Annotated in this window: 23 protein-coding genes; all 23 read left to right on the top strand. The window is 56.2% G+C overall.

What is annotated here, in order from left to right:
* Positions 1 to 448: 448 nt before the first annotated feature.
* The 23 genes from ACOTZD_RS00955 (at position 449) to tssG (ending at position 24,076) form a co-directional block, all read left to right on the top strand.
* Positions 449 to 943: a hypothetical protein gene (locus tag ACOTZD_RS00955; protein WP_006810964.1), complete on the top strand. Its 495-nt coding sequence runs from the start codon at positions 449 to 451 to the stop codon at positions 941 to 943.
* 23 nt (positions 944 to 966) lie between these two features.
* The gene (tssJ, locus tag ACOTZD_RS00950) at positions 967 to 1,470 is read left to right on the top strand and encodes a type VI secretion system lipoprotein TssJ (RefSeq protein ID WP_015570327.1); all 504 of its coding nucleotides are present in this window, start codon (positions 967 to 969) and stop codon (positions 1,468 to 1,470) included.
* A gap of 28 nt (positions 1,471 to 1,498) precedes the next feature.
* Positions 1,499 to 2,842 carry a type VI secretion system baseplate subunit TssK gene (gene tssK / locus ACOTZD_RS00945; protein WP_174401959.1) on the top strand — a complete coding sequence of 448 codons (1,344 nt, stop codon included), beginning with the start codon at positions 1,499 to 1,501 and terminating at the stop codon, positions 2,840 to 2,842.
* A 17-nt stretch (positions 2,843 to 2,859) separates the two neighbouring features.
* Positions 2,860 to 4,098 (top strand): DotU family type VI secretion system protein, encoded by a 1,239-nt coding sequence (locus ACOTZD_RS00940; protein ID WP_003859963.1) that lies wholly within the window; start codon positions 2,860 to 2,862, stop codon positions 4,096 to 4,098.
* Between the two features lie 2 nt (positions 4,099 to 4,100).
* On the top strand, positions 4,101 to 7,721 hold the full coding sequence (gene tssM, locus ACOTZD_RS00935; protein WP_058648322.1) for a type VI secretion system membrane subunit TssM: 3,621 nt from the start codon (positions 4,101 to 4,103) through the stop codon (positions 7,719 to 7,721).
* 16 nt (positions 7,722 to 7,737) lie between these two features.
* Positions 7,738 to 8,454 (top strand): type VI secretion system-associated protein TagF, encoded by a 717-nt coding sequence (gene tagF, locus ACOTZD_RS00930; protein WP_006810959.1) that lies wholly within the window; start codon positions 7,738 to 7,740, stop codon positions 8,452 to 8,454.
* An 11-nt stretch (positions 8,455 to 8,465) separates the two neighbouring features.
* The gene (gene tssA, locus ACOTZD_RS00925) at positions 8,466 to 9,482 is read left to right on the top strand and encodes a type VI secretion system protein TssA (protein WP_003859964.1); all 1,017 of its coding nucleotides are present in this window, start codon (positions 8,466 to 8,468) and stop codon (positions 9,480 to 9,482) included.
* A 75-nt stretch (positions 9,483 to 9,557) separates the two neighbouring features.
* On the top strand, positions 9,558 to 10,082 hold the full coding sequence (gene tssB, locus ACOTZD_RS00920; protein ID WP_022648413.1) for a type VI secretion system contractile sheath small subunit: 525 nt from the start codon (positions 9,558 to 9,560) through the stop codon (positions 10,080 to 10,082).
* Between the two features lie 3 nt (positions 10,083 to 10,085).
* A complete protein-coding gene (gene tssC, locus ACOTZD_RS00915) occupies positions 10,086 to 11,585 on the top strand; it encodes a type VI secretion system contractile sheath large subunit (RefSeq protein ID WP_006810956.1) in 1,500 nt (499 codons plus the stop codon).
* Positions 11,586 to 11,664: 79 nt separating this feature from the next.
* Positions 11,665 to 12,090 (top strand): Rap1a/Tai family immunity protein, encoded by a 426-nt coding sequence (locus ACOTZD_RS00910; RefSeq protein WP_022651414.1) that lies wholly within the window; start codon positions 11,665 to 11,667, stop codon positions 12,088 to 12,090.
* 3 nt (positions 12,091 to 12,093) lie between these two features.
* Positions 12,094 to 12,588 (top strand): T6SS effector amidase Tae4 family protein, encoded by a 495-nt coding sequence (locus ACOTZD_RS00905; protein ID WP_022648411.1) that lies wholly within the window; start codon positions 12,094 to 12,096, stop codon positions 12,586 to 12,588.
* Positions 12,573 to 13,022: a T6SS amidase immunity protein Tai4 family protein gene (locus tag ACOTZD_RS00900; protein ID WP_022651413.1), complete on the top strand. Its 450-nt coding sequence runs from the start codon at positions 12,573 to 12,575 to the stop codon at positions 13,020 to 13,022. The genes ACOTZD_RS00905 and ACOTZD_RS00900 overlap by 16 nt, the downstream gene beginning before the upstream one ends.
* 180 nt (positions 13,023 to 13,202) lie before the next feature.
* Positions 13,203 to 13,685, top strand: coding sequence for an Hcp family type VI secretion system effector (locus ACOTZD_RS00895; RefSeq protein WP_014884229.1), 483 nt, complete (start codon positions 13,203 to 13,205; stop codon positions 13,683 to 13,685).
* Between the two features lie 599 nt (positions 13,686 to 14,284).
* Positions 14,285 to 15,301: a hypothetical protein gene (locus ACOTZD_RS00890; protein ID WP_022651412.1), complete on the top strand. Its 1,017-nt coding sequence runs from the start codon at positions 14,285 to 14,287 to the stop codon at positions 15,299 to 15,301.
* The gene (locus ACOTZD_RS00885) at positions 15,302 to 15,694 is read left to right on the top strand and encodes a hypothetical protein (protein ID WP_032628301.1); all 393 of its coding nucleotides are present in this window, start codon (positions 15,302 to 15,304) and stop codon (positions 15,692 to 15,694) included.
* 73 nt (positions 15,695 to 15,767) lie between these two features.
* Positions 15,768 to 16,121 carry a hypothetical protein gene (locus ACOTZD_RS00880; protein ID WP_225622224.1) on the top strand — a complete coding sequence of 118 codons (354 nt, stop codon included), beginning with the start codon at positions 15,768 to 15,770 and terminating at the stop codon, positions 16,119 to 16,121.
* A gap of 90 nt (positions 16,122 to 16,211) precedes the next feature.
* Entirely contained in the window at positions 16,212 to 17,987 is a 1,776-nt protein-coding gene (tagH, locus tag ACOTZD_RS00875; protein ID WP_174401957.1) for a type VI secretion system-associated FHA domain protein TagH, read from the top strand.
* Positions 17,984 to 18,781: a PP2C family protein-serine/threonine phosphatase gene (locus ACOTZD_RS00870; RefSeq protein WP_174401956.1), complete on the top strand. Its 798-nt coding sequence runs from the start codon at positions 17,984 to 17,986 to the stop codon at positions 18,779 to 18,781. Before tagH ends, ACOTZD_RS00870 begins: the two co-directional genes overlap by 4 nt.
* A 16-nt stretch (positions 18,782 to 18,797) precedes the next feature.
* Entirely contained in the window at positions 18,798 to 19,784 is a 987-nt protein-coding gene (locus ACOTZD_RS00865; RefSeq protein WP_022651409.1) for a hypothetical protein, read from the top strand.
* A gap of 9 nt (positions 19,785 to 19,793) precedes the next feature.
* Complete coding sequence (locus ACOTZD_RS00860) at positions 19,794 to 20,606, top strand: type VI secretion system accessory protein TagJ (protein WP_174401955.1); 813 nt, start codon at positions 19,794 to 19,796, stop codon at positions 20,604 to 20,606.
* Positions 20,599 to 21,162 carry a type VI secretion system baseplate subunit TssE gene (tssE, locus tag ACOTZD_RS00855; protein ID WP_063869205.1) on the top strand — a complete coding sequence of 188 codons (564 nt, stop codon included), beginning with the start codon at positions 20,599 to 20,601 and terminating at the stop codon, positions 21,160 to 21,162. Before ACOTZD_RS00860 ends, tssE begins: the two co-directional genes overlap by 8 nt.
* A 2-nt stretch (positions 21,163 to 21,164) precedes the next feature.
* Positions 21,165 to 23,036, top strand: a complete 1,872-nt coding sequence (gene tssF, locus ACOTZD_RS00850; protein ID WP_045332153.1) for a type VI secretion system baseplate subunit TssF — start codon at positions 21,165 to 21,167, stop codon at positions 23,034 to 23,036.
* Positions 23,033 to 24,076 carry a type VI secretion system baseplate subunit TssG gene (gene tssG / locus ACOTZD_RS00845; protein WP_045896019.1) on the top strand — a complete coding sequence of 348 codons (1,044 nt, stop codon included), beginning with the start codon at positions 23,033 to 23,035 and terminating at the stop codon, positions 24,074 to 24,076. Before tssF ends, tssG begins: the two co-directional genes overlap by 4 nt.
* The last annotated feature ends 20 nt before the right edge of the window (positions 24,077 to 24,096 follow it).

The raw sequence follows: 24,096 nt of genomic DNA, 5'->3' as shown, positions 1-24,096 counted from the left end.
CCAGATATATCCCACAGCGCACAGAAAAAATGAAATTCTACTAATTATGGTAGTGGCGATAATAAGGGGTTACGTTAATGATAGTGGTTCTCTTTTGCCTTTTTAGCCATTAATTTTCATACAGTTACGCTAGAAATTCGTCTAAGAAAAAGACGATTTCAGCTAAGTGCGCATTTTTTATGAGATTAATCCTATAATGCATTGGGCGTATCATTAAACGCCATTAAGCAGGCAAGAAATATTGAATTGATGACAAGCTCATGTAAACTTGTCTACCGTTTGTCAAAATATGTCAGGAGCATGCTGGGCCCATTTCTGTTGGGTTCGTGCGGTAGCTATGCCTTAAAATAGTTACCTGCTGAAAATATCCCGACTATTTTAACAATAGCACCTAAGTCAAATTTTATCCCCCTCTCTTCATCCTCTAAATATCGCTACGGAAAAGCATATGAAACTGCGTGTATTGTTATCACTTCTGTTTGTTATGGCGGTGGCGGGCTGTAAGGCGCCGCAAAAACCAGCGATCACCGATGATACGATTGTGACCAGCCAGGTGAATGGCATCACGCTGACGCACCGTCACGCTGTTACCCCTCCGGCGGAGTTCACTCAAGTGAATGAACCGTATCGTGCCATGTACCCGGCATCCCTGATGAGCCGTCCTGACTACGGTGGAAAAGTGATCCGTACGCTTGAGACCGGCAAAACTTACGTCGTGCTGGGGCAGGTTGAACATTTCTGGATGGCGCTGGCCGATGAAGGGAGTGAACAGCTGATTGGTTATGTGCCGATGCGTGCCGTGATCAAGGCTGACCAGTACGAAGCCACCGTGCGTAAACAGGCACTGCGCCCGAAAGCGCGTAAGAAAACCACCTGTGTTGATGTCGATGGCAACAGCAAAGCCTGCAAAGACAGCGCGAACGGTACCTGGATCCTGAACTAAACGGGTTTCACGAGCATATTTTTATGAATAATAAAAATTTTCATCGGATGTGGTTCCCTTTTTTTGCGTTGATTTTCGCGCTGATCGGTGGTTGTACGTCGTCTTCACACAGCGACCCCTCCCGCTACAATCTTCAGTTTCAGGCTCATCCTCAAATCAATGATTCTGCGCCGCTTAAGGTCAGAGTGTTGCTGCTGAAATCCGATGCGGATTTCATGTCCAGTGACTTCTACTCCTTACAGAACAACGCGTCAGCCACGCTTGGCGCGAATCTGCTGAACAGCGATGTGTTCTTCCTGATGCCGGGCCAGCTTTCGAAAACCCTGAGCGGGCAAAGCTCACCGGAAGCGCGTTATATCGGCGTGATGGCGGAATACCAGGCGCTGGACGGCAAAAAATGGCGCGTCTCACTTCCTTTGCCTGTTCCCGGCGAAAACGCGATTTACCAGTTCTGGAAATGGTCCGCAGATGAACTCCAGGCCAGCGTCTTCCTTGACGTAAATGGTATCCGGGTCATCAGCCAGTAACGCCCTTCATAACAGGAAAGAGATCATCATGACGAAAGCAGAAAAGGTCGTCTGGACCGAGGGCATGTTCCTGCGTCCCCACCATTTTCAGCGGACAGAAAGTTACCTCCTCAACCACGTTCGTGAGTGGGGGGCCTTGCAGCGTTCGTATCTCTGGGGCTTTCTCGACCTTGAGCTGGATGAAGCGATGCTTCGCCAGGGCTGTATTGCCCTCAGCTACTGTAGCGGTTTGCTGCCTGACGGCACCTTTTTCCAGGTGCGCAGCGACCGCAACGGTCCGGCTCCGCTAAAAATCCCCGATAATCTCACCAATGAAAAGGTGGTGCTTGCGCTGCCGGTTCGTCGCGGTGGCCGTGAAGAGGTGATTTTCAGCGAGGAGCAGTCTTCTCTGGCGCGTTTTATTACCTTTGAACAAGAGGTGGAAGACGACAACGCGATGTCGGTCGGGGAGGCGACGGTTCAGTTTGGCCGCCTGCGTCTGACCCTGATGCTGGAGAAAGATCTGACGGCAGAATGGACCGCCATCGGCGTGGCGTACGTCGCTGAAAAGCGTAACGACAACCACGTGCGGCTGGATAACAGCTACATCCCGCCAATGCTGAACGCCAATAACAGCCCGCAGCTGTACGGCATGATCAATGACCTGCACGGCTTGCTGGTGCAGCGTAGCCAGCAGATCGGCGGCCGCCTGCGTCAGCCGGGGCGTTTCAATACGTCTGAGATGGTTGAGTTCACGCTTCTCTCGCTGATCAACCGCCACATTGGCGATGTCTCACATTTAAAAACGCTGCCGCTGCTTCATCCGGAAGCGCTCTGGCGCAGCTGGCTGCCGTTTGCCACGGAGCTCGCCACCTGGACGCCGCAGCGTACCGCAGAGAGCATACTGCCGGTATACGACCATGACGATCTCGCCGTTTGCTTCAGCAAACTGATGCTGATGCTGCGTCAGGGACTGTCGCTGGTGATGGAAGATCATGCCATCCAGCTGCCGCTGCACGAACGCTCCCACGGTCTGAACATCGCCACCGTGCCGGAGACCAGCATGGTCCGCGAATTTGGCTTCGTGCTGGCGGTAAAAGCCAATGTCCCCGGCGAACACCTGCAAACCCATTTTCCTGCCCAGATGAAGGTTGCGCCAGTCTCGAAAATCCGCGATCTGGTTCAGCTTCAGCTGCCGGGCATCATGCTTCGGGCAATGCCCGTCGCGCCGCCGCAGATCCCGTGGCATGCAGGCTACAGCTATTTCGAACTCGAAAGGGGCAGCGAACTGTGGCACGAGATGGACAAGTCCGGGGCATTCGCGCTGCATCTCGCAGGGGAATTCCCGGGTCTCGATATGGAGTTCTGGGCCATCCGTAGCCCGACAGAATAATAAAGCGAGCGCTTAATATGCAGGAACGACAGGATACCGGCAGTGATGCCGTGTTTACCGGAGCCAGTGGGAACAATCAGCTGGTGGCGGCCGCCAATCCGCTGCTCAATGCGATTCCGCAAATCCGTCATTCGGTTTCCCACGACGATCAGGTCGGGCTGCGCCAGCGCCTGATTGACGAAATTCGCCGTTTCGAGGTGCGATGCCAGCAGGCGGGCTTACCGTATGAAGTGATTGTCGGCGCGCGCTACTGCCTCTGCACGGCGCTGGACGAAGCCGCCGCGCTGACTCCCTGGGGAAGCAGCGGCGTCTGGTCAAGCAATGGTCTGCTGGTGACGTTTCATAACGAAACCTGGGGCGGCGAGAAGTTTTTCCAGCTGCTGGCGCGTCTGTCGCAGAATCCGCGCGAACACATTCTGCTGCTGGAGATGATCAACTACTGTCTGCTGCTCGGCTTTGAAGGCCGCTACCGCGTGCTGGACAATGGCCGGACCCAGCTTGAAACCATCAAACAGCGCCTGTGGCAGATGATCCGTGGCGTGCGCGGCAGCTACCCGCCGCCGCTCTCGCCGCACCCGGAAGATCGCCCCGTTCTGCGCAAGCTCTGGCGGCCGATGATCCCACTCTGGGCGTGCGTGGCGCTGGTCGGTTTTATCGCCTGCCTGTTTTATATCGTGCTGAACTGGCGTCTGGGTGATAACACCAGCCCGGTACTGGCGAAAATTTACCAGTCCCAACTGCCGGAAACCACGATCCAGCAGCCTGCGCGTCAGCTGCCGGCAGTGCTGAACCTGCGCGGCTTCCTGAAACCGGAAATTGATGCCGGTCTGGTGGCCGTTAAGGATGAGGCGGATCGCAGCGTGGTGATCCTGAAAGGGGACGGACTCTTTGCCTCGGCCTCAACGGTGGTGCGCGATCGCTATGAGCCGGTCATCGACCGCATCGCCCAGGCGATGAATAACGTCAGCGGCAAAATTCTGGTGGTGGGGTACAGCGACAACGTGCCGATCCGCAGCGCACGCTTCGCCTCCAACTATGAACTCTCGCTTGAGCGCGCCCGTTCGGTGCAAAAACAGCTCCAGGGTAGCCTCTCGCAGCCTGAGCGCGTCAAAGCCGAAGGGCGGGGTGAGATCAACCCGGTAGCGCCTAACACCACGCCTGAAAATCGCGCCCGTAACCGCCGCGTGGAAATTACGCTGCTGGTATCGCCTGACAATACCCAGGCCGAGCTGAACGGATTGCCGCAAGGAAACTAAGGATGCTGACTACTCTACTTTCTATACTGACCAATCGCATTCTGTGGAGCTTCCTGGGCGTAACGGCGCTCGCGGCGGTCATCTGGATGATTGGCCCGCTGTTGTCCATCGTAGATACCCGCCCGCTTGAATCAGAGCAGAACCGCGTCATCAGCATTGCGGTGGTCTACCTGATTTGGGCCCAGAGCCATATTCTGCCACGGCTGTATAACGCCTGGCTGAACCGTAAGCTGATGGACAAGCTCAACGAAAATACCACCAGCCCGGAGGCGGCCGATCCGCAGAAACGTCTGAACAGCGAGGAGCAGATCCTTGCCGGGCGTTTCGATGAAGCCGCCCAGATGCTGAAAAAAGCCCACTTCAGCAAAGCGGGACATGGCGCACAGTGGACGCAGCGCTTCAGCACGCAATACCTCTATCAGCTGCCGTGGTACGTCATTATTGGCGCGCCGGGTTCCGGTAAAACCACCGCGCTGGCCAACTCCGGGCTGCAATTCCCGCTGGCGGATCGCTTCGGTAAAACCGCGCTGCGCGGCATTGGCGGCACGCGCAACTGTGACTGGTGGTTTACCAACGAGGCGGTTCTGCTGGATACCGCGGGGCGCTATACCACTCAGGAGAGTGAGCAGGTTCAGGACGCCGGGGAGTGGCTGGAATTTATCAACCTGCTGCGTAAATACCGCCGTCGCCAGCCCATCAACGGCGTGATTATTACTATCAGTATTTCCGACCTGCTTTCGCAGTCCGCTGAGGCCTCCCGACAGCAGGCGGTCAACCTGCGCCAGCGTCTCTCCGAGCTGCATGAACAGCTGGGTATTCGCTTCCCGGTTTATGTGATGGTGACCAAAGCGGACCTGCTTAAAGGCTTCCGCGCCTGGTTTGCGGATTACGACAAAGCCCAGCGCGACCAGATCTGGGGCTTTACGCTGCCGTGGGAGCAGACCAAACACGCCGATTACGATCTGATGGGCAACTTCCAGCAGGAATTTTCCCTGCTGCAACAGCGTCTGGATGCTGGCCTTCCGGAAACCATGCTCAAAGAGCATGACGCCAAAACCCGTGCGGAAGCCTATCTCTTCCCGCAGGAGTTCGCCGCGCTGCGTCCGCTGCTGGCAGACTACCTGAGCACGGTCTTTGCCCGCTCAAACTTCGAAACCGAATTTTCGCCGCGCGGCATCTACTTCGCCAGCGGCACCCAGGAAGGGATGCCGTTTGACCGCGTGATGGGCGAGCTGAACCGCGCGCTCTCCTTACCTGAAGGGGAGGAAAGCACGCGCTGGGATTCGGTGAGCAAAGAGGCGCCGATACCGGGCGCGAAGGGTCAAAGCTTCTTCATTAAGAACCTGCTGCAAAACGTGATTTTCCAGGAAGCGGGTATCGCCGGGGAAAACCGCTGGTGGGAGCTTCGCAACCGCGCCGTGATGTGGTCCGGCTACGCGGCGCTGCTGGCTCTGCTGGTGATCCTGGGTGGCCTGTGGCTGACCAGCTACGCTAAAAATAAAGCCTATCTGGAAGAAGTGGACGCAAAAGTGCCGATGCTGGAGCAGCAGAGCAAGGCGCTGCAAAACCAGCCCCAGCGCGATCTGTTTGCGCTTCTGCCGCTGCTTAACAGCCTGGTGGATCTGCCGAAAAGCGATGCCTTCGACGTTAACGACCCGCCGGTTTCCCGCCGCATGGGGCTTTATCGCGGGGATGACGTCAGCGATGCCTCGCAGTCTCTGTATCAGAAGGCGCTGGATCAGATGCTGCTGCCTGCCGTGGCGATGCACATTACCACCTGGCTGCGCAACGACAACGGCAGCGACGTGGAATACAGCTATGAGGCGCTGAAAGCCTATCAGATGCTCTACCAGCCGAAGCACTATGACGGCAAATTCCTGCACTCGTGGGTAATGCTCAACCTGCAACGCAACCTGCCGCAGAACGTGACGCAGGCGCAGCTTCAGGAGCTGGAATGGCACCTGACCCAGCTGCTGGAGCCAAAAATTCAGGCTTCACCGTATGCGCAGGATGAGGATCTGGTGGCCCGTGAAAGGGCGCTCATCAAACAGCAGCCGCTCTCCACCCGCGTGTACGGACGCCTGAAACGTTTGCTGGAGCATGATGAGAACCTGAAGCCGGTTTCGCTTTCAGATCTCGGCGGCCCGCAGAGCGAGCTGGTGTTTTCCCGTAAGAGCGGCAAGCCGGTGAGTGAGGGCGTGCCGGGGCTCTATACGCCGGACGGCTACTGGAAGAGTTTTAACGACCAGATCGACAGCGTGACCACCGCCCTGCACGAAGATGATGCCTGGGTGCTGGGAGCAGCCACCGCCCAGGAAGATAAACAGCAGATCGATAACGCCGTGCGCCAGCTCTACATGCGCGACTTTATCGTCAACTGGGATCGCTTTCTCGCGGACATACAGCTCAACAACAGCGCCGATCTTTCCCAGCGCATCAACACCGCGCGCCTGCTTTCAGGCACCAACTCGCCGCTGCGCCGTCTGGTACTTAACCTGAGCAAGGTGCTGACCCTGTCGCGCACTGCGCCTGCCCCGGAAGATGCGCAGAAAGCGGAAGACCAAAGCAACCGCGCCACCCGTACGCTGGAAGCGCTGTTCAGCAACGGTGACAATGCCCCGACGCAGGGCGCGGTTGTGACGCAGGCGCCTGAGCAACTGGTGACCGACCACTATGCGCCGATGATTGAGCTGGCGCAGCCGCTGGAGAAGGGCGGTAAGACCATCGTCTTTGATGATTTTCTCAAGCAGGTTGACGAGCTTTATCGCTACCTGACAGCCGTTCAGGATGCAGCAAACAGCGGTATGCCCGCGCCGGGCGGCGATGCCATCAGCCGCCTGCAAGCCAGCGCGGGCCGTCTGCCGGGCGGGCTGCAAACCATGTTCAGTAATATGGCCGTGGGCGCCAGCAGCGATACCCAGCGTCGCGATCTGGAGAACGTGCGTAAGCGCATCAACGTGGAAGTGGGCGGGTTCTGCCGTCAGGCGATTGCCGGGCGTTACCCGCTGGTGCGTAGCGCCAGCACCGAAGTGACGCCGGACGATCTTGCCCGCATGTTCGCGCCGGGCACCGGGCTGATGGACACCTTCTTTCGCGACAACCTGACCAACAAGGTGGACACCACCCAGGCGAACTGGCGCTTTATGCCGGGCATTGACGGTAAAACGCTGCCGGGCAGTGAAGGGCTGCTGCGTCCGTTCCAGCAGGCGCAGTCTGTCCGCGATGCCTTTTTCGCCAACGGCGCGACCACGCCATCCTTTAAGGTGACGGTGCGCACCGTGCGGATGGACAACACCATTCTGAACCTGACGCTGGACGTGGACGGCCAACTGCTGCGCTACAGCCACGGTCCGCAGGCGGTGCAGATCATGACCTGGCCGGGGCCGGGCGGGACGAACCAGGTGCGTATGCAGCTCGGTCTGGCCAATGGCAGCACCGCAACGCTGGTGACTAACGGTTCCTGGGCACTCAACCGCTTTTTCGACAAGGCGCGCACCAGCCCTGGCGCGGGTAGCCTGAGCCGTCAGGCCACGTTCAACGTCGACGGACATCAGGTCACGCTGGAGTTTGCCCCGAACAGCATCCGCAACCCGTTCCAGCTTCCCCGTTTCTCATGCCCATAACCGCAAGGACAGCCGTATGACGAATACCCCTGCGATGAACCGTTATAGCTGGTATGGCAAATTACCCAGCGCCGGAGATTTTTTGCAGCGTCGCTTTCCGGATACCCTGCAACGCCAGTGGTCGCACTGGTTCCAGGTCGGCCTGCTGGCCTGGCAACAGGAAGAGCAGCGCAGCGGCGAGCGCCCGTTTTCTAAAGCCCCGGTGTGGAACTTTGTCGTCCCGCCGATGCTCGGTAGCCAGATGATTCAGATGGGCTGCCTGCTGCCGGGCCGTGACAGCGTAGGCCGCCACTATCCGGTATGCCTGCAACTGAGTTTCACTCCCGCCGAGTGGTCATCCCGCCTGCTCGGGCAGGCTGAGAGCTGGTACCAGCAGCTTGGTCGTCTGGGGCTGCACGCGGTGCGTAACAGCTATTCTGCCTCCCAGCTGGATGAAATGCTGATGACCATCCCGGCGCCCCAGCCGGTTGAGCCGCAAAAGCGCTCCGACATTCTCGACGTGATTGGCTATGACGACGAGGGTCAGAGCACGCTGGGCTGGCCGCAGGCGGCGGAGTGTTTTGATCCGCTGCGCCAGACCAGCTACTGGTGGACAAACCGCTGCGACGGCTATCCGCTGTACACCCACGTCCACAGCGGAAACTTCACCGGGCAGCTCTTTACGCTGCTGTTCGATCCGGCAGGCGGCGCCCGTCCGGGCCGCCACGGTCTTTACCCGCCTATGTTTGAATAAGCAGGGATCTTATGAATATCGATGAATTTCTCGCGCCGATAAGCCCCGACAACCCCTGCGGTGAAAACCTGGAGTACGACGCTGATTTCCAGGCCATGGGGCAGGCCAGTCAGGGCAAAGCCGAGCAGCAGTTTGGCGACACCATCATTCCGGCAGAGCCTGCCGACTGGAACACGGTGGAAAAACTCGCCACCAGCCTACTGGGACGCACCAAAGATCTTCGCGTCATGCTGGCGTTAACCCATGCCTGGACACGTCGTCGCGGGCTGGCAGGTTACGCCGACGGGCTACTGCTGGTGCAGGAAGCCCTGTCCCGTTACTGGGAGCAGCTTTACCCGCTGCTGGAAGAGTATGGCGAAACCGATCCGTTCTACCGCATCAACGCCCTCGCCGGGCTGAGTGATAAATCTGACCTGACGGTCGCGGTACGTAACGCCTCACTGCTCCGCTCAAACGGCGATGAGATTTCGCTCCGTGACGCCCAGGCGCTGCTTGACGGCAGTAAAACCGAGTGTCCGGATTATCCGGGCGGGCGTCCACGACTGATCGATGAGCTGGCCCGGGGCGATCAGCCCGGCACCGAAGCGGTAATCGTGATCAACGAACGCCTGCTGGCCATCCGCGAACTGCTTACCGGCTATCTCGGGGAAAGTGGCGTACCGGAGATGGAACAGCTGCTGAAAACCGTCGGGCTGGTCGCCAGCGCGTGTCAGGTGACCGACATCAGTAAGCTGCTGCCGAACCGTGACGCGCAGGCTGAACAGCACGCTGAGCCGCAGCCTGCGGCAGCGCAGCCCGTTCAGCCGGTCACCGACTGGCGCAGCGTGCAGGTGACCAGCCGCGCCGACGCGCAGCTAATGCTGGAAAAAGCGAAACAGTACTTTGCGCAGTACGAACCCAGCCATCCCGCACCGCTGATGATTGAACGGGTGCAGCGGCTGTCTGAACTCAACTTTATGGACATTATTCGCGACCTGGCGCCAGACGGCGTTAACCAACTGGAAAACATCTTTGGACGCCGCGAATGACGCGTCCTGGCATTATGACGACAGGCATGGAGTCTGCCGTTTCACCTTCACCGCGCATCTTTGATGGAGAACATCATGGCAATGAGTAACAGTGGACAGAAATTCATCGCACGCAACCGTGCTCCCCGCGTGCAGATCGAATACGACGTAGAGATCTACGGTGCAGAACGCAAAATTCAGCTGCCGTTTGTGATGGGCGTTATGGCCGATCTGGTTGGCAAGCCGGTGGAAAACCTGCCAGCCGTCGACGAGCGTAAGTTCCTGGAAATCGACATCGACAACTTCGACGAACGCATGAAGGCGCTGAAGCCGCGCGTGGCGTTCCAGGTGGATAACACCCTGACCGGCGAAGGTAAGCTCAACGTCGATCTGACCTTTGACAGCATGGACGACTTCCTGCCGGACGCGGTGGCCCGTAAAGTAGAGCCGCTGAACAAGCTGCTGGAAGCCCGTACCCAGCTCTCCAACCTGCTGACCTACATGGACGGCAAAAACGGCGCGGAAGAGCTGATTGCAAAAATCCTTCAGGATCCGACGCTGCTCAAATCCCTGAGCCAGATGCCAAAAAATGACGAAAGTGCGAAAGGTAGCGAGGAATAATCGATGAGCAACCAGACTCAACAACACGATCAGCAGGCGGGCCAGGCGTTCAGCCAGGACGAGTTCAGCGCGCTGCTGAATAAAGAGTTCCGCCCGAAAACCGATCAGGCGCGCTCTGCCGTAGAAAGCGCGGTTAAAACCCTGGCGCAGCAGGCGCTGGAAAACACCGTGACCTTCTCAAACGATACCTACCGCACCATTCAGAACCTGATTGCCGGTATTGACGAGCAGCTTTCGCAGCAGGTGAACCAGATCATTCACCACGAGGAGTTCCAGAAGCTGGAAAGCGCCTGGCGCGGCCTGAGCTACCTGGTGAACAATACCGAAACCGACGAGATGCTGAAGATCCGCTTTATGAGCATCTCCAAGCAGGAGCTGGGCCGCACCCTGAAGCGCTACAAGGGCGTGGGCTGGGACCAGAGCCCGATCTTCAAAAAAATCTACGAGCAGGAGTACGGCCAGTTCGGTGGCGAGCCGTTTGGCTGCATCGTAGGCGACTACTACTTCGACCACAGCCCGCAGGACGTTGAGCTGCTGGGCGAGATGGCGCGCATTGGCTCCGCGGCCCACTGTCCGTTCATCACCGGTACCGCACCGGGCGTGATGCAGATGGAGTCCTGGCAGGAACTGGCTAACCCGCGCGATCTGACCAAAATCTTCCAGAACACCGAATACGCCGCCTGGCGTTCACTGCGTGAATCGGAAGATGCCCGCTATCTGGGCCTGGTGATGCCGCGCTTCCTGTCGCGCCTGCCGTACGGCATTCGCACCAACCCGGTCGACAGCTTTGATTTTGAAGAGCAGACCGACGGCGCGAACCACAACAGCTACTCCTGGGCGAACGCGGCCTATGCGATGGCGGCCAACATCAACCGCTCCTTTAAAGAGTACGGCTGGTGCACCTCGATTCGCGGCGTCGAATCCGGCGGGGCGGTGGAAAACCTGCCGTGCCACACCTTCCCGAGCGATGACGGCGGCGTGGACATGAAGTGCCCGACCGAGATCGCCATCAGCGATCGCCGTGAAGCGGAACTGGCGAAAAACGGCTTTATGCCGCTGGTTCACCGCAAAAACTCCGACTTCGCCGCCTTCATCGGCGCGCAGTCCCTGCAAAAACCGGCCGAGTACCACGACCCGGATGCCACCGCTAACGCGCGCCTGGCCTCCCGTCTGCCTTACCTGTTCGCCTGCTGTCGTTTTGCTCACTACCTGAAGTGCATCGTGCGCGACAAAATCGGCTCCTTCCGCGAGCGCGAAGAGATGGAACGCTGGCTGAACGACTGGGTGATGAACTACGTCGACGGTGACCCGGCGAACTCCTCCCAGGAAACCAAGTCCCGCAAACCGCTGGCGGCGGCGGAAGTGCAGGTGCAGGAAATTGAAGACAACCCTGGCTACTACGCCGCGAAGTTCTTCCTGCGTCCGCACTACCAGCTGGAAGGTCTGACCGTTTCCCTGCGTCTGGTATCTAAACTGCCGTCGCTGAAGACGAAGGACGCGTAATGACGATTGCCGGCCCGAAGGGGCCGGCCATCTGAGCGGAAGAGCTTAGCTTATTTCTGTCAGTGAATAAGGATAGACGGTGAAACATATACTTGTGATCGCGACCAGTTTGCTGGCAGTTTCTACTCTCGCAAGCGCTGACGCTGGAAATTACAAATACCCTCAAGCGGAAGCATTGCCTCAGGATGACACATCGAACTTCCAACGCGATCCGACGCTGTTAACAGGGTACGATTTAAATCTGAGTGCAGAGCGTTTTGCTAAAGCCTGGCTGTCGAAAACGAATGAACGTGAACGCATTAAGGCAAATATGTATCTTCTCGGCGTAGTCGACGCGTCTGAGGGCACTGCATGGTGCAAGGGCAGGCCTTTTTTGCCAAATACAATACATGAGTTTCTCTATTCTCGTTTTGCGAACTTATCGAAACAGCAAGGCGAGGAGCGCGCTTCAAAAATCATCATTGACGGCATGAAAGAATTACGCCCGTGCAAAAAAGGAGAGTGACAAATGAGACCATTATACGAACAACTTAAACGTCAGCATTACTCTTCAAATCATACCCGCGCGGGTTTTGCCTCGGGTGAACAGGTTTTTTCAGAAATTGGCTACGATTATTCGACGATTATCAAGCAACAACCGGCATACGAAAATACCTGTGCGGTAAGAATGAGCCTGGCATTGTTAAAATGCAATGTTGAATTTACAGGGCGTTTACCCATAAAGACCGGTCCCTATAAGGGAAAAACAATCGAGCCTGGCGCAAAATTACTTGCCGATCAGCTTTATAAATCCCATGTGTTTGGCAAGGCAGAAATCTTTAAAGACCGCGAGGCTGGTGCACGCTCAATGTTGGGCCGAAAAGGTGTTGTTTTCTTCAATAAAATTGATGGGTATGGCGGTGGTCATATCGACCTTATCGAGCCTCTGAGTAATAATTCTTTTATATGTAACTCCGATTGCTTTCCGTACTGTCAGGAAATCTGGTTTTGGGAATTAAAATAATTATATTCAGGTGTTTAAAGACCGTATTTCTTTTGCTCACTTGCTTATCTTTTTCTGCTCGCGGTGACAACCCTTACGTTGATTTTTATCAGCAGCAAACATACCGGCAGGTGGTTAAAGATTTTGTCCTGGCGCGCTGCCTTGCGCAGGTAGCAGATAAAGGCAGTCAATTTTCTGCTGATGCGGCCCGCAGTGCGAGTGCATTTATTGAATGGATACCGTTTGATGCTGAAAACGGTACTGACAAAGTTAACGCCATTATTGGGAAGTATAAAAACCAAATTAATGGTTTCCACTCGGAGCGCAAACCTGATGTAAAAGGCGTAACCTTAAATTGTCTACGTCTTTATCATAGCGACGAACTGAATAAACTGGTTCCGCAGCTCATCATTGGCGATCCTGATCGTACCTGGATTCAGGATAATCCGCAGTAGTAAAAGACTTCACATTCTTTCCGTTCATTCAGGGGGAATGTAAGACTGTCAAATGACACGGGTCGTTTGATATGAGGCAGAGGTAAAATATGGACGGTTTTATTCAGCCCCATGCTTTCCTGTTTGCCATATAAGGGCTTTTTCGAAAGCAATATTGTTCATCCACGAAGAGTAGATATTATGGCTATTGATATGTTTCTGAAGGTCGAGGGTGTTACGGGCGAATCTAAAGATTCTAACCACACCGGCTGGACTGATATTACCTCCTTCTCCTGGGGCGCGTCCCAGCCGGGTAATATGAGCGTTGGTGGCGGCGGCGGTGCCGGTAAAGTTAACTTTAACGATCTGCACGTTAACGCTCTGATCGACAAATCCACTACAGCAATCCTGAAACACTGCGCAAGCGGTAAGCACCTGACCAAAGTTGAACTGTCCGTCTGCAAGGCGGGTGGTCAGCAGGTTGAATATACCCGCATCACCCTGGAAGACGTTCTCGTGACTTCCGTTCAGTACACCGGTGCCGACAACGGCGATACCGTTGGCGTGACCTATGCATTCCAAGCTGCGAAAGTGAAACAGCAGTACTGGGAGCAGACCACTGCCGGTGGTAAAGGTGCTGAAAGCAGCGCTGGCTGGAACATCAAAGAGAACAAAGAAGCGTAATTGTTCATCCATGACCGGGGAACCTCCCCGGTCATGATGATTGGTTCCAAATATGTTGCAGATGAATGATGATTAGAGAGTTAAGCGTAATATTAATCGCATTAGCCTGTAGTGCTTGCATTTCACCACCTGCACAGTATAAGAAACTTTCTGTTACGTTAAAAAAACAAAATCCCTTGTTTTGATATCAGACTGGATGCAAATTTTAATGGGCCTGTATCAGTTTTCGCACCATCTGTAATGAAACGCGTTGGTAATCAATGGAAAACTATTAATTCTCATGACCAACTTCCAGCAATGCATATCTGATTACAGAGGAGTGTATTCGTCTGAATGAGGTTGACTGGCGCAAAAGTGAGTATGATGTTGTATTGAAGATTGTCAATGAAAAAACTGCTATTCGATATGCTGCACGGTTAATATTAAAGAAAGGTATAAGTTGCGAGTTACTTTTAACGGCAAGTGAATGATATAATTTTCAAACCTCGGTGTTTTCGAGAGTGCATCGGCGTTTGAATGTTTATTTAATTATAAAATAATTAAACAATTCACCACTGCAAACTCTGGACAACTATGTGTGTTGATTAAAGGGTTTAAATATGACACATCGTTCAACCGTTAGCCCGGGCTACTGTGTGGTCCAACATCCTGGAACTTTAGATTATCAAGCTCGATTATTGTTTAATAATGTAAATAGCGAAGCCGCTAGATACTTTATGCAAATAAACAATGACACACCTTGGTTAAAACCAGGGCAGTTACTCATCGTGGCTGACCCAGACAACACGAATCAGTCATCGCAACTGAGTATTCTTTCCAGGGCAAAACAGAAAATTAACCATGCGCTGGCATCATTAAACACATCGGTTGCAGAGTATCTCCACGCTAATTATGACAATATTTCCGCATTGACTTCCTTAGGTGATAAACTAGCTGGGAATGCTGGTGATTTAGGTGAGAAATATTTCAGGCAAATTGAAAATATACTCATTAAAATTGAGAGGACTTATCAGAATCAGTTTATATCCCAAGGTTCTTTAATTGGTCAGCAGTTTTATATGGAAAGAAGGGTGTTATTCTCTCAGCTAAAACCTTTATTAAATAACCTAAGCAAGCTAACACTTAAGATTCAAACCTACGAAAATATTAAAAAAGCATTGAACTTATCAAGCCGCTCTATCGTCCATGAATGGAGTACGGTTGGTGTCGGCGCGATCCCTGGATATTCAGATTATATTGTACGCTCTTCTCGCGCGGCTAGTATTATGAAAGCAGGGGGCTGGATCTCACTAGGTTTCTCTTTTTTGAATACTTCTAATGATGTTTATAAAGCCTGTACTGTCGATCGTGAAGATGAATGTGGAAAAGTTGCTGTTACTGAATATAGTAAGTTTGGTGGAGGTACGCTTGGTGCTGCGGGAGGAGCCTGGGCTGCGTCTTTAGGTACTGGCGCTCTTTGCGGTGCAATGGGAATACCTACGATGGGTACTGGTGCCCTTGTGTGTGGAATTGTTGTAGGACTAGGCGCTACTTCTGCGGGAGCCTGGATGGGTACTAAAGGAGGGGCTGAATTGGGTGAAGGGATTAGTAACTTGATTTTTTCTGGGGACGAATAAATGTATGGAGATTTGCGTTTAATATTGCTTTTATTGGTTTTTTTAGGACTGTTTGCTTCTTTGTGTTTTTATTTTTATTTTTATCGTAAATATTCCCTGGAGCTATCAAAATCATTTCATATTTTGAGTGATAAGCAATATTTAGATGTAAACGATTATCTTTTTTATGAACAACTTGGTCTTCCCGGATTTGCGCATCGTGTGTTCCTTATGAAAAGGATTTTGGCTGGAAAAGCCACAAAGCAAAATAGCAAAAAAAATCTCCCTCCGGAGGCAGAGGCATTAGTATCATCGATATACGATTTCTCATGGATAAAAATGTTTTACAGGATGACACTTTTTGTTGTCTTTTTGATGCTTCTATTGTTCTTATTGATTGCTACAGGACCCTAAAAGCATGTCATCTTTATGCCTGGCAAATATAACGTTATTGTTTCTTGTGCTTTTATTTATTAACGTTGTAATCATGGATGTTTACAGTTCTCGGTTTTTTAAAAAACACGAGTCAGATTATAAGTGGCTCCTCTCTGAATATCGCCAAAAAGGCTATGATATCGACCTGATAACAAATTATGCATCGTTTTTTGGTTCACTGGCTAATTATCATAAAATAATCTGGTTTGTTCGTCTTCGCAAAGGCGTGAAGATGAAATTTACCAAAGACAGAAATGTTCAGGACGATGCCTATAAATTCGTTCAGGCATTACCGGAAGAGAGAATCGGCTGGATATTAAAACTGCATCGACGCTATAAAGCTCAGGCCTTTCTTTTCACGCTATGGCTGCTTATTGGCATTATTTTCCTGAATGTAGTCAAATAATTTTAATCAGCCCATAACCCCCAAACCCCGCCGTTTTCACCCCCGAGAGCGGCAGCGTTTGAGCGCTAATCATACCAGCAGGAATACGCCATGCGATTCACGATTATTTCTACGAAACCCGGTCATCAGCCGCCGCAAAGCAGCTGTGATTTTTATGCCCCGGGCGGCACCATTGGGCGCGGTACGGATAACAATCTGGTGCTGCCGGACAATGACCGCACTATCTCGCGTTTGCAGGCCATCGTTCACGTCGACGCCAGTGGCGAATGCCGCGTCACGAACCGCGGCAGCGTTACCCGCGTGGTACTGAATGATATCCCGCTGGAGCGTGGGCGTCAGGTTGAGCTTCAGGATGGGGATATTCTCGGTATTGATGATTATCGCATTGAAGTCAGCGAACTCATTCATGACACCCAGCCCGTAAGCCGCATGGCGGCCAGCATGCAGCAGGCGCGCCCAGCGGCGACACCTGCTCCGGCGCCACAACCGAAACCGGCCAGCGCCGCGCCTCGCGGAAAAGCTGAACCTACGGCCGTGCCGTCGGAAATCTGGGACAGCCTGATGCAGGAGTTTTCCATCTCCGACAGCATCTCCAGCAACCGGGCAAAACTACAGCCCGCGGCATCCCACGATCCGTTCTCTCAGCCTGCGGCCCCGGAGCGGAATGCCGAAGATCCGCTGGCAATGTTTAACGACGCCGAACCGTCGCTTGAACGTAAAAACGTTGACCCGGACACGCTGTTCAGCGATGAAGCGTTGTTTAAAAAAGAGAGCATCTTTGACGATGTCACCCCTTCAACGCTGGTACAGCCGGACGAAAGCAAACCTGCCCAGCCAAAGGAAGAGGCGTCGGACGAACTTGATCCGTTAGCCCTGTTTGGCGGGTCGGCGAGCGCACCTGCCGCGCGTCACGATGACCCCCTCGGCCTGATGGGTGGCGCGCCGTTAACCCATCCGGATGAAATCGTGGCCGATAAGCCGGAGCCAAAGCCTGAACCGCAAGCCGCACAGGAAGAGGATGCGCTGGCCAGCTCACCGCTGTTCGATCCGGAACCGACTGAACCACAGGATGCGCCGCGCGCGGAAGAAGAGCCCGCGCGTCCCGATTACGCTGGCTTCACCATGCCAACGCCGCAGGCCGTGGCGCGCAGCAACGCGCAGGCGCCTAAAGGCCGCCTGCGTATCGACCCGGTTAAAAACGCTGCTTCGCCTGCTGCCTCCGCGCAGACCGGCGAGCGGGGCGAGGTGCTTCAGGGCGAACTGCTGGAGGCGCTGCTGGAGGGCATGGGCCTGAGCGAAATGCAGCCGGTACCGCAATTCGACCGGGAAAATATGCGTCAGCTGGGGCAGATCCTGGGCATGTTCTCGCAGGGGACCGTGGCGCTGCTCTCCTCGCGCTCCATCCTCAAGCGTGGGGTGAAAGCCGATATGACCATGGTGCTCGACGATGCGAACAACCCGTTCAAACTGTTGCCGACCGGGAAAACGGTGCTGATCCAGATGTTCGGCACGCCGATGCCGGGCTTTATGCCGCCGACCAAATCGGTGCGTGATGCGCTAATCGATCTCCAGGCGCACCAGCTGGGGATGATCTCCGGTATCCGCGCCATTATCGCCGCCATGCTGCAATCCTTTAATCCGGAACAGCTGGAAGAGCAGGCGAAGCAGAACGGGATGACGTCACGCCTGGCGCTGCCGGGCAGCCGTAAAGCCGCGCTGTGGGATTATTTCGTTCGCAGCTATGGCGAGACGGCGGGCGAGATCGAGGACGACTTCCATACCCTGTTTGGCGAAGCCTTCCTCCATGCCTATGACATGGAGGTCAATCAGTACAAAGACTCACAAAGCGGATCGGAAGAAAAATGAATATCGCAACGGCTTCTCTCTCCCGCCAGGGGACGCGCGCCAGCAACCAGGATCAGACGGGAGAAACCATCGGGGAACGTTCAGCCTGCTTTGTCGTCTGTGACGGCATCGCGGGCCTGCCGGGCGGCGAGGTGGCCGCTGAGCTGGCCCGCAACAGCATTATTTCCCGCTTTGACGGCGACAAGCACCTGAATGCGCAGCATATTCGTGACTACGTCCAAACGGCGAACCGCACCATCCTCAGCGAACAACAGGCCGTGCAGGACTATCGCCGCATGGGCACCACGCTGGTCAGCCTGTTTATCGACAGGGATTACCGTCTGGCTTACTGGGCGCACGCCGGAGACAGCCGCCTGTACCTGTTTCGCCGCGGCTGGCTGTGGCATGTCACCACCGATCACAGCCTCGTCCAGCAGATGAAAGAAGCCGGGCATCAGACCGACGATCTCAACAGCAACCTGCTGTATCTGGCGCTGGGTATTGAGAATGGCGGACCGGAAGCGAGCTACAGCGATGTCGTGCAGGTTGAGGACGGTGATGCCTTCCTGCTCTGCACCGACGGTTTCTGGCACGGCGTCAGCGAAGAGCAGATGAAGCAGTCGCTGCACATGGTCAATACGCCACAGGAGTGGCTGACCTTAATGAACCAAATCATTCAAAAGAATGCCGAACAGGAGGGCAATGCTCAGGATAACTATACCGCCGTGGCGGTGTGGATGGGCAACCCTCAGGACACCACTTTGCTGCATACGCTCTCTGACGCAGCACAATTTCTTCCCTGCGGAACTGATTAGACACACAAGGATTGATATGAAACTTTGGCTATCGGGTTTGGCTCTTCTGACGGTGGCGACCACCGCACAGGCTGAAAACTTCCGCATCGTGCAGTCTCCTGCGCAGAAGCTGGATATCTGGATCGACAACATTAAAGACAATACGCCGCAAAGCTGGTGTAAGGCGGACGTGGCGCTGCGTATCGTGGCGAACGGCAAGAAAGAGGTTTCGGTGCTGGAAAACTTCGTGCCGCGCCTTGGCTCGCTGCTGGAGCACCAGTGCAGCAAGCTGAATACCCTGAACTGGACGCTTAACGATCCGGAAGGCACGACGCTTGCCCGGGGCACAGCGGCTAAAGCGCAGGACTGGGCGCTGGTGGTGAAACAGCAGGAAACGGCGGCGGCAACGACCACCACCTCAGGCGCGCTGCTGCCGCCTGACCAGAATCCGGAGACGCACACCGTGGCGGCAGATCGTACGCCATGGCAGGAGTTCACCCTTCAGGACGGTTGCCACCTGCGCACCTTCTGGGAGGGCGGTTCCTCCGCGCCGGCGCTGTTTATTCCGGATTCCGACACCACCCGCTGCGGCAACGGTAGCTGGCTCAGCGGCCACACCGTGGTGACGCAAAATCGTAACGGGACGCAGAAAGCGATTCCGGTCACCTACATTCACGGCTTCCCGGTGATGGGACTGAACAACGCGGTCGATCCTGAAAAGGCGCTGATCACCTCCGTCAACAAAGAGCGCATGGTCTTCAGCACCCCGAACAGCGACCAGAGCTGGATGATCCTGCCGTACGACAGCACTCTGAACGGCTGGAAGAGCAACGGCACGGTGGCGGTGGAAATCACCCGTGAGATCGCCAGCGACGACGCCAGACTCCAGGCGCGTATCGCAGAGGTGAAGAAGATCTGGAGCGCATGGGTTGCACCGGGCGCGGAGCTGAACGTTGTTCTGATTGACACGCTGCGTCCGCAGCTGCGCGATCCGGCAGTGGGCGCCTGGCGCGCGGCGAATTAAGGGGGGGCTATGAATACGCTTTATCAACGTCTGGCGGGTGAGTCGATTAGCGACGCGCTGCTTCGCCTGGAAGCCGAAATCAAAGCTCGTCCGGCGGATGCCGATCTGCGCGCCGCGTTTGTGCAGTTTCTGATCCTCAGCGGCAACTGGGCGCGCGCCCTGACCCAGCTGAAGAGCTGGCTGGCGCTGAAGCCGCAGGCAAAACCAACCGTAACGCTGCTGGAGCAGGCCATTCAGGGTGAACAGCAGCGGGCGCGCGTGTTCGCGGGAGAGGCGCGACCGGCAATGCCCGAGGCGCAGTGGCCGTGGCTGTCGACGTTAGCCCAGGCGCTGACCGAACGCGCCGGGCAAGCGCAAACGCTGCGCCTGGCGGCACTCGAACAGGCCCCGGCAAGCCGCGGGCAGGTCACGCTGGAGAATGAAGAGAGCCACACCTTTGAATGGCTGATGGACGGCGATGCCCGTCTGGGGCCGGTGTGTGAAACCCTGGTCAATGGCCGCTATTTCTGGGTGCCGTTCTGCGCCATCGATGCGATCCGTTTTCAGGCTCCGGCCAGCGTGACCGATCTGGTGTGGCGTCATGCGCTGGTCCGCCTCACGGACGGCACCGAGCAGGTGTGTCAGATCCCGGCGCGTTATCCGTTTGCTGACGGCGCTTCCGATAGCGTTAGACTGGGGCGCACCACCGAGTGGCTCCCGCTCGGCGACGACGGTGTCCTGTATGAAGGCATGGGGCAGAAAGCCTGGCTGAGCGAGCAAAGCGAAAGCCCGCTGCTCACCCTGAGCCTGGTGACGTTTGCTGCGGATGGTGCGGATGAGTAATCCCGCTGGCGAAGGCGATCTGCTGCGCAGCGGCTGGCAGGCCCGCAGCAGGCAGGAGAAGGTGGGGGCGCGGGACAAAATGCAGCCCTCACTGCTGGATCGCCTGACGGATAACGATCCGGAAAAAAAACGCGAGTCCGCCAACAGCAATCTGATTACCCACTCCGCGCTGCGTCGTAACGTCCTGCGGGATTTACAGTGGTTGTTTAATACCATCAACCACGATGCCTCCAGCGATCTGAGCGGGCTGACGCAGGTGAGCCGTTCCGTCGTTAACTTCGGCGTCGCGCCGCTGGCGGGGAAAAGAATGTCTGATATCGAATGGCACGACATTCAGCGCAAGCTCACCGAAGCGATTATTAACTTTGAACCGCGGATCCTGCCCCAGGGGCTTCAGGTTCGCTGCGTGTCCGATACCTCCTCGTTAGATCTGCACAACGTTCTGTCTATCGAAATCAAAGGCCGCCTGTGGTGCGTGCCGTATCCGCTGGAGTTTCTCTTTCGCACCGACGTCGATCTGGAAAACGGCCATTTTGAACTGAAAGATGCGGGGTAATGATGGAAAGCAAACTGCTCGAATATTACAACCGTGAACTGGCCTATCTGCGCGAGATGGGCGCGGAGTTCGCCGAACGCTACCCGAAAGTGGCGGGGCGGCTCGGCATGCGCGGCATCGAAGTGGCGGACCCGTACATTGAGCGCCTGATGGAAGGTTTCGCCTTCCTGACCTCCCGCGTGCAGATGAAAATGGACGCCGAATTCCCGCGCTTTTCACAGCGTATGCTGGAGATGATTGCGCCAAATTATCTGGCGCCTACGCCGTCGATGGCGATCGCTGAAATTCAGCCCGACAGCAGCCGGGGCGACCTGAGCAAAGGCTTTATTGTGCCGCGCGGCACCATGATGGACAGCCTGGCGCTGAAAAAAACCGGCGTTACGTGCAGCTATACCACGGCGCATGAGGTCAACCTGCTGCCGTTAAAAATTGAGCGGATCGAGCTGGGCGGCGTTCCCGCCGATCTGCCGCTGGCCCAGCTCGGCCTGAGTCAGCGGGGGATCAGCAGCGCCTTACGGGTCCGCATTGCCTGCGATGGCCCGCAGCATCTCGGGCACCTGAATTTTGACCGCCTGGAGTTCTTCTTAAGCGGCCCGGACATCGAGGCGCTGAAGCTGCTGGAGCTGGTGATGGAGCACCACGCGGGCATCGTCTGCCAGACGGTCAGCAAGCAGCCCCAGCGCCAGCTGCTGTCGTCTGACGCCCTGCGTCAGGAAGGCTTTGATGCGGACCAGGCCCTGCTCCCGGACGATCTGCGTAACTTTGACGGCTATCGCCTGTTGCAGGAGTACTTCGCGTTCCCGGCGCGTTTTCGTTTCATCAGCCTGAGCGGGCTGGGCAAGTTGATCCAGCGCTGCGAAGACGAAAAAGCGTTTGATATCTTCATTCTGCTCGACAAGAGCGACGATCAGCTGGAGCGCGTGGTGGATGCCAGCCACCTGGCGCTGCACTGCACGCCGGTGATCAACCTGTTCCCGAAAGTGGCGGCCCGGCAGAAGCTGAGCGAAAGCCAGCATGAATACCACCTGGTGGTGGATAACATCCGCCCGCTGGATTATGAAATTTATGCCGTGAAAAAAATCTATGCCAGCGCGGATGGTCAGCGGGACGACCAGACGTTTCGTCCGTTCTGGAGTACCTGGAGCGGAGACGCGGGCAACTACGGCGCCTATTTTTCCCTGCGCCGTGAGCAGCGCGTTCTCTCCGAACACGCGCTGCGCTATGGCACCCGCACGGGCTATATCGGCTCGGAGGTCTTCGTCTCGCTGGTGGATGCGCAGCACGCGCCGTGGCAGGAAAACCTGCGCTATATCTCCGCCGAGGTGCTGTGCACCAGCCGTGACCTGCCGCTGATGCTCCAGCAGGAGCTTGGGCAGTTTATTATGGCCGACTCCATGCCGGTGAAGGCGTTAACCCTGCGTAAAGGCCCGACGCCGCCGCGTCCGGCACTGGCCGAAGGGTTCAGCACCTGGCGGCTCATCAGCCAGCTGCAAATGAACTACCTTAGCCTGATGGACAGCGAAAACGAAGAGGGCGCTGCCGCGCTGCGTCAGCTGTTAGGGCTGTACGCCAACCTCGCCGAGACGCCGGTTGCCCGTCAGGTGGATGGCGTTCGTCACTGCGTGCTGGAGCCGGTGCACCGCCGCGTGCCGGAACCCGGCCCGGTGGTGTTCGCCCGCGGGATCGGCATCACCCTGACGGTGGACGAACGCGCCTTTTCCGGCGCCAGCCCGTGGCTTTTCGGCAGCGTGCTGGAGCGCCTTTTTGCCCGCCTGGTCTCCATCAACAGCTTTACGGAGTTCACGCTCAAGAGCCAGCAGCGCGGCGAAATCGGCTACTGGGCGCCTCGTATGGGTAAAAGGGCGCTGGTATGAGTGAAGCTGCCCCTGCAACGCTGCGCGTGCATCGCCTGACGCCGCTGCCCGATGCGTTCTGGCGCGGAGTTCGCGAGACGCCGTGGCGCTACGATCTGTTCCAGCTGTTAAGACGCATTGATGCCCAGGGCGGCGAGCGTTACCCGCTGGGGCGCGCACCGCTGCCTAAATTTGAGCCGCTGCGTATTGGTCAGCAGCCTTCAATGGGCTTTGCGCCGTCAACGGTTGCTGAGGTCCGGCAGCGGGAAGAGAACGGACTGCATGAGGTTTCCATTCTGAGCTTCGGCCTGTTTGGTCCTAACGGCCCACTGCCGGTGCACATGACTGAGTATGCCCGCGAGCGTATTCATCATCATCAGGATCACAGCCTCAGCGCGTTTGCCGACCTCTTTCACCACCGCCTGACGCTGCTGTTCTACCGCGCCTGGGCGGACGCGCAGCCTGCCGTTTCACTGGATCGCGACGACAACAGGCGCTTCGAAGGGTATCTGGCATCGCTGATTGGCATGGGGCAGCCTGCCCAGATGTCGAAAGGCAGCCTGAGCGCGCATGCCCGCTTTACTCACGCCGGGCACCTGACCCGCCACGGGCGGGACCCGGAAGGGCTGGAGAAAATCCTGCGCAACTATTTCAACGTGCCGGTCAGGCTGGTGGCCAACGTCCCGCAGTGGATGCCGCTCTCAACGCGGGAGCAGGCACAGCTGGGTGAGGGGCGTCGCCTGCCGCGCATGGGAGAGTCCGCTTTTCTCGGCATTGCGGTACGCGACGTGCAGCATAAATTCCGGCTCGAGATTGGCCCGTTGAGCGCAGACGACTACAACCGTTTTCTGCCGGGCGAAGGATGGGTCACCGAGCTGCGCGACTGGGTGCGACAGTACGCCGGGGTGGAATTTGAATGGGAAACACGGGTGATCCTGCGCGCCGATGCGGTGCAGGGCGCCACGCTCGGTAGCGCCGGGCGATTAGGGTACAACACCTGGCTCGGCCTTCAGCCTCAGCCTGTTCCGCGTGGCGATCTGGTGTATCGCGCAGAGCGATAATCCTTCCGTATACCGAATCA

The organism is Enterobacter cloacae complex sp. SHL022 (assembly GCF_049237785.1).
In the GTDB taxonomy this organism is placed as follows: domain Bacteria; phylum Pseudomonadota; class Gammaproteobacteria; order Enterobacterales; family Enterobacteriaceae; genus Enterobacter; species Enterobacter hormaechei_C.
This window is presented reverse-complemented; position numbering and strand designations above follow the sequence as displayed.

Coding starts and splice junctions, on each gene's coding strand:
- ACOTZD_RS00955 (WP_006810964.1), top strand. CDS start 449: ATGAAACTGCGTGTATTGTTATCACTTCTGTTTGTTATGGCGGTGGCG.
- tssJ (WP_015570327.1), top strand. CDS start 967: ATGAATAATAAAAATTTTCATCGGATGTGGTTCCCTTTTTTTGCGTTG.
- tssK (WP_174401959.1), top strand. CDS start 1,499: ATGACGAAAGCAGAAAAGGTCGTCTGGACCGAGGGCATGTTCCTGCGT.
- ACOTZD_RS00940 (WP_003859963.1), top strand. CDS start 2,860: ATGCAGGAACGACAGGATACCGGCAGTGATGCCGTGTTTACCGGAGCC.
- tssM (WP_058648322.1), top strand. CDS start 4,101: ATGCTGACTACTCTACTTTCTATACTGACCAATCGCATTCTGTGGAGC.
- tagF (WP_006810959.1), top strand. CDS start 7,738: ATGACGAATACCCCTGCGATGAACCGTTATAGCTGGTATGGCAAATTA.
- tssA (WP_003859964.1), top strand. CDS start 8,466: ATGAATATCGATGAATTTCTCGCGCCGATAAGCCCCGACAACCCCTGC.
- tssB (WP_022648413.1), top strand. CDS start 9,558: ATGGCAATGAGTAACAGTGGACAGAAATTCATCGCACGCAACCGTGCT.
- tssC (WP_006810956.1), top strand. CDS start 10,086: ATGAGCAACCAGACTCAACAACACGATCAGCAGGCGGGCCAGGCGTTC.
- ACOTZD_RS00905 (WP_022648411.1), top strand. CDS start 12,094: ATGAGACCATTATACGAACAACTTAAACGTCAGCATTACTCTTCAAAT.
- ACOTZD_RS00895 (WP_014884229.1), top strand. CDS start 13,203: ATGGCTATTGATATGTTTCTGAAGGTCGAGGGTGTTACGGGCGAATCT.
- ACOTZD_RS00890 (WP_022651412.1), top strand. CDS start 14,285: ATGACACATCGTTCAACCGTTAGCCCGGGCTACTGTGTGGTCCAACAT.
- ACOTZD_RS00885 (WP_032628301.1), top strand. CDS start 15,302: ATGTATGGAGATTTGCGTTTAATATTGCTTTTATTGGTTTTTTTAGGA.
- ACOTZD_RS00880 (WP_225622224.1), top strand. CDS start 15,768: ATGGATGTTTACAGTTCTCGGTTTTTTAAAAAACACGAGTCAGATTAT.
- tagH (WP_174401957.1), top strand. CDS start 16,212: ATGCGATTCACGATTATTTCTACGAAACCCGGTCATCAGCCGCCGCAA.
- ACOTZD_RS00870 (WP_174401956.1), top strand. CDS start 17,984: ATGAATATCGCAACGGCTTCTCTCTCCCGCCAGGGGACGCGCGCCAGC.
- ACOTZD_RS00865 (WP_022651409.1), top strand. CDS start 18,798: ATGAAACTTTGGCTATCGGGTTTGGCTCTTCTGACGGTGGCGACCACC.
- ACOTZD_RS00860 (WP_174401955.1), top strand. CDS start 19,794: ATGAATACGCTTTATCAACGTCTGGCGGGTGAGTCGATTAGCGACGCG.
- tssE (WP_063869205.1), top strand. CDS start 20,599: ATGAGTAATCCCGCTGGCGAAGGCGATCTGCTGCGCAGCGGCTGGCAG.
- tssF (WP_045332153.1), top strand. CDS start 21,165: ATGGAAAGCAAACTGCTCGAATATTACAACCGTGAACTGGCCTATCTG.
- tssG (WP_045896019.1), top strand. CDS start 23,033: ATGAGTGAAGCTGCCCCTGCAACGCTGCGCGTGCATCGCCTGACGCCG.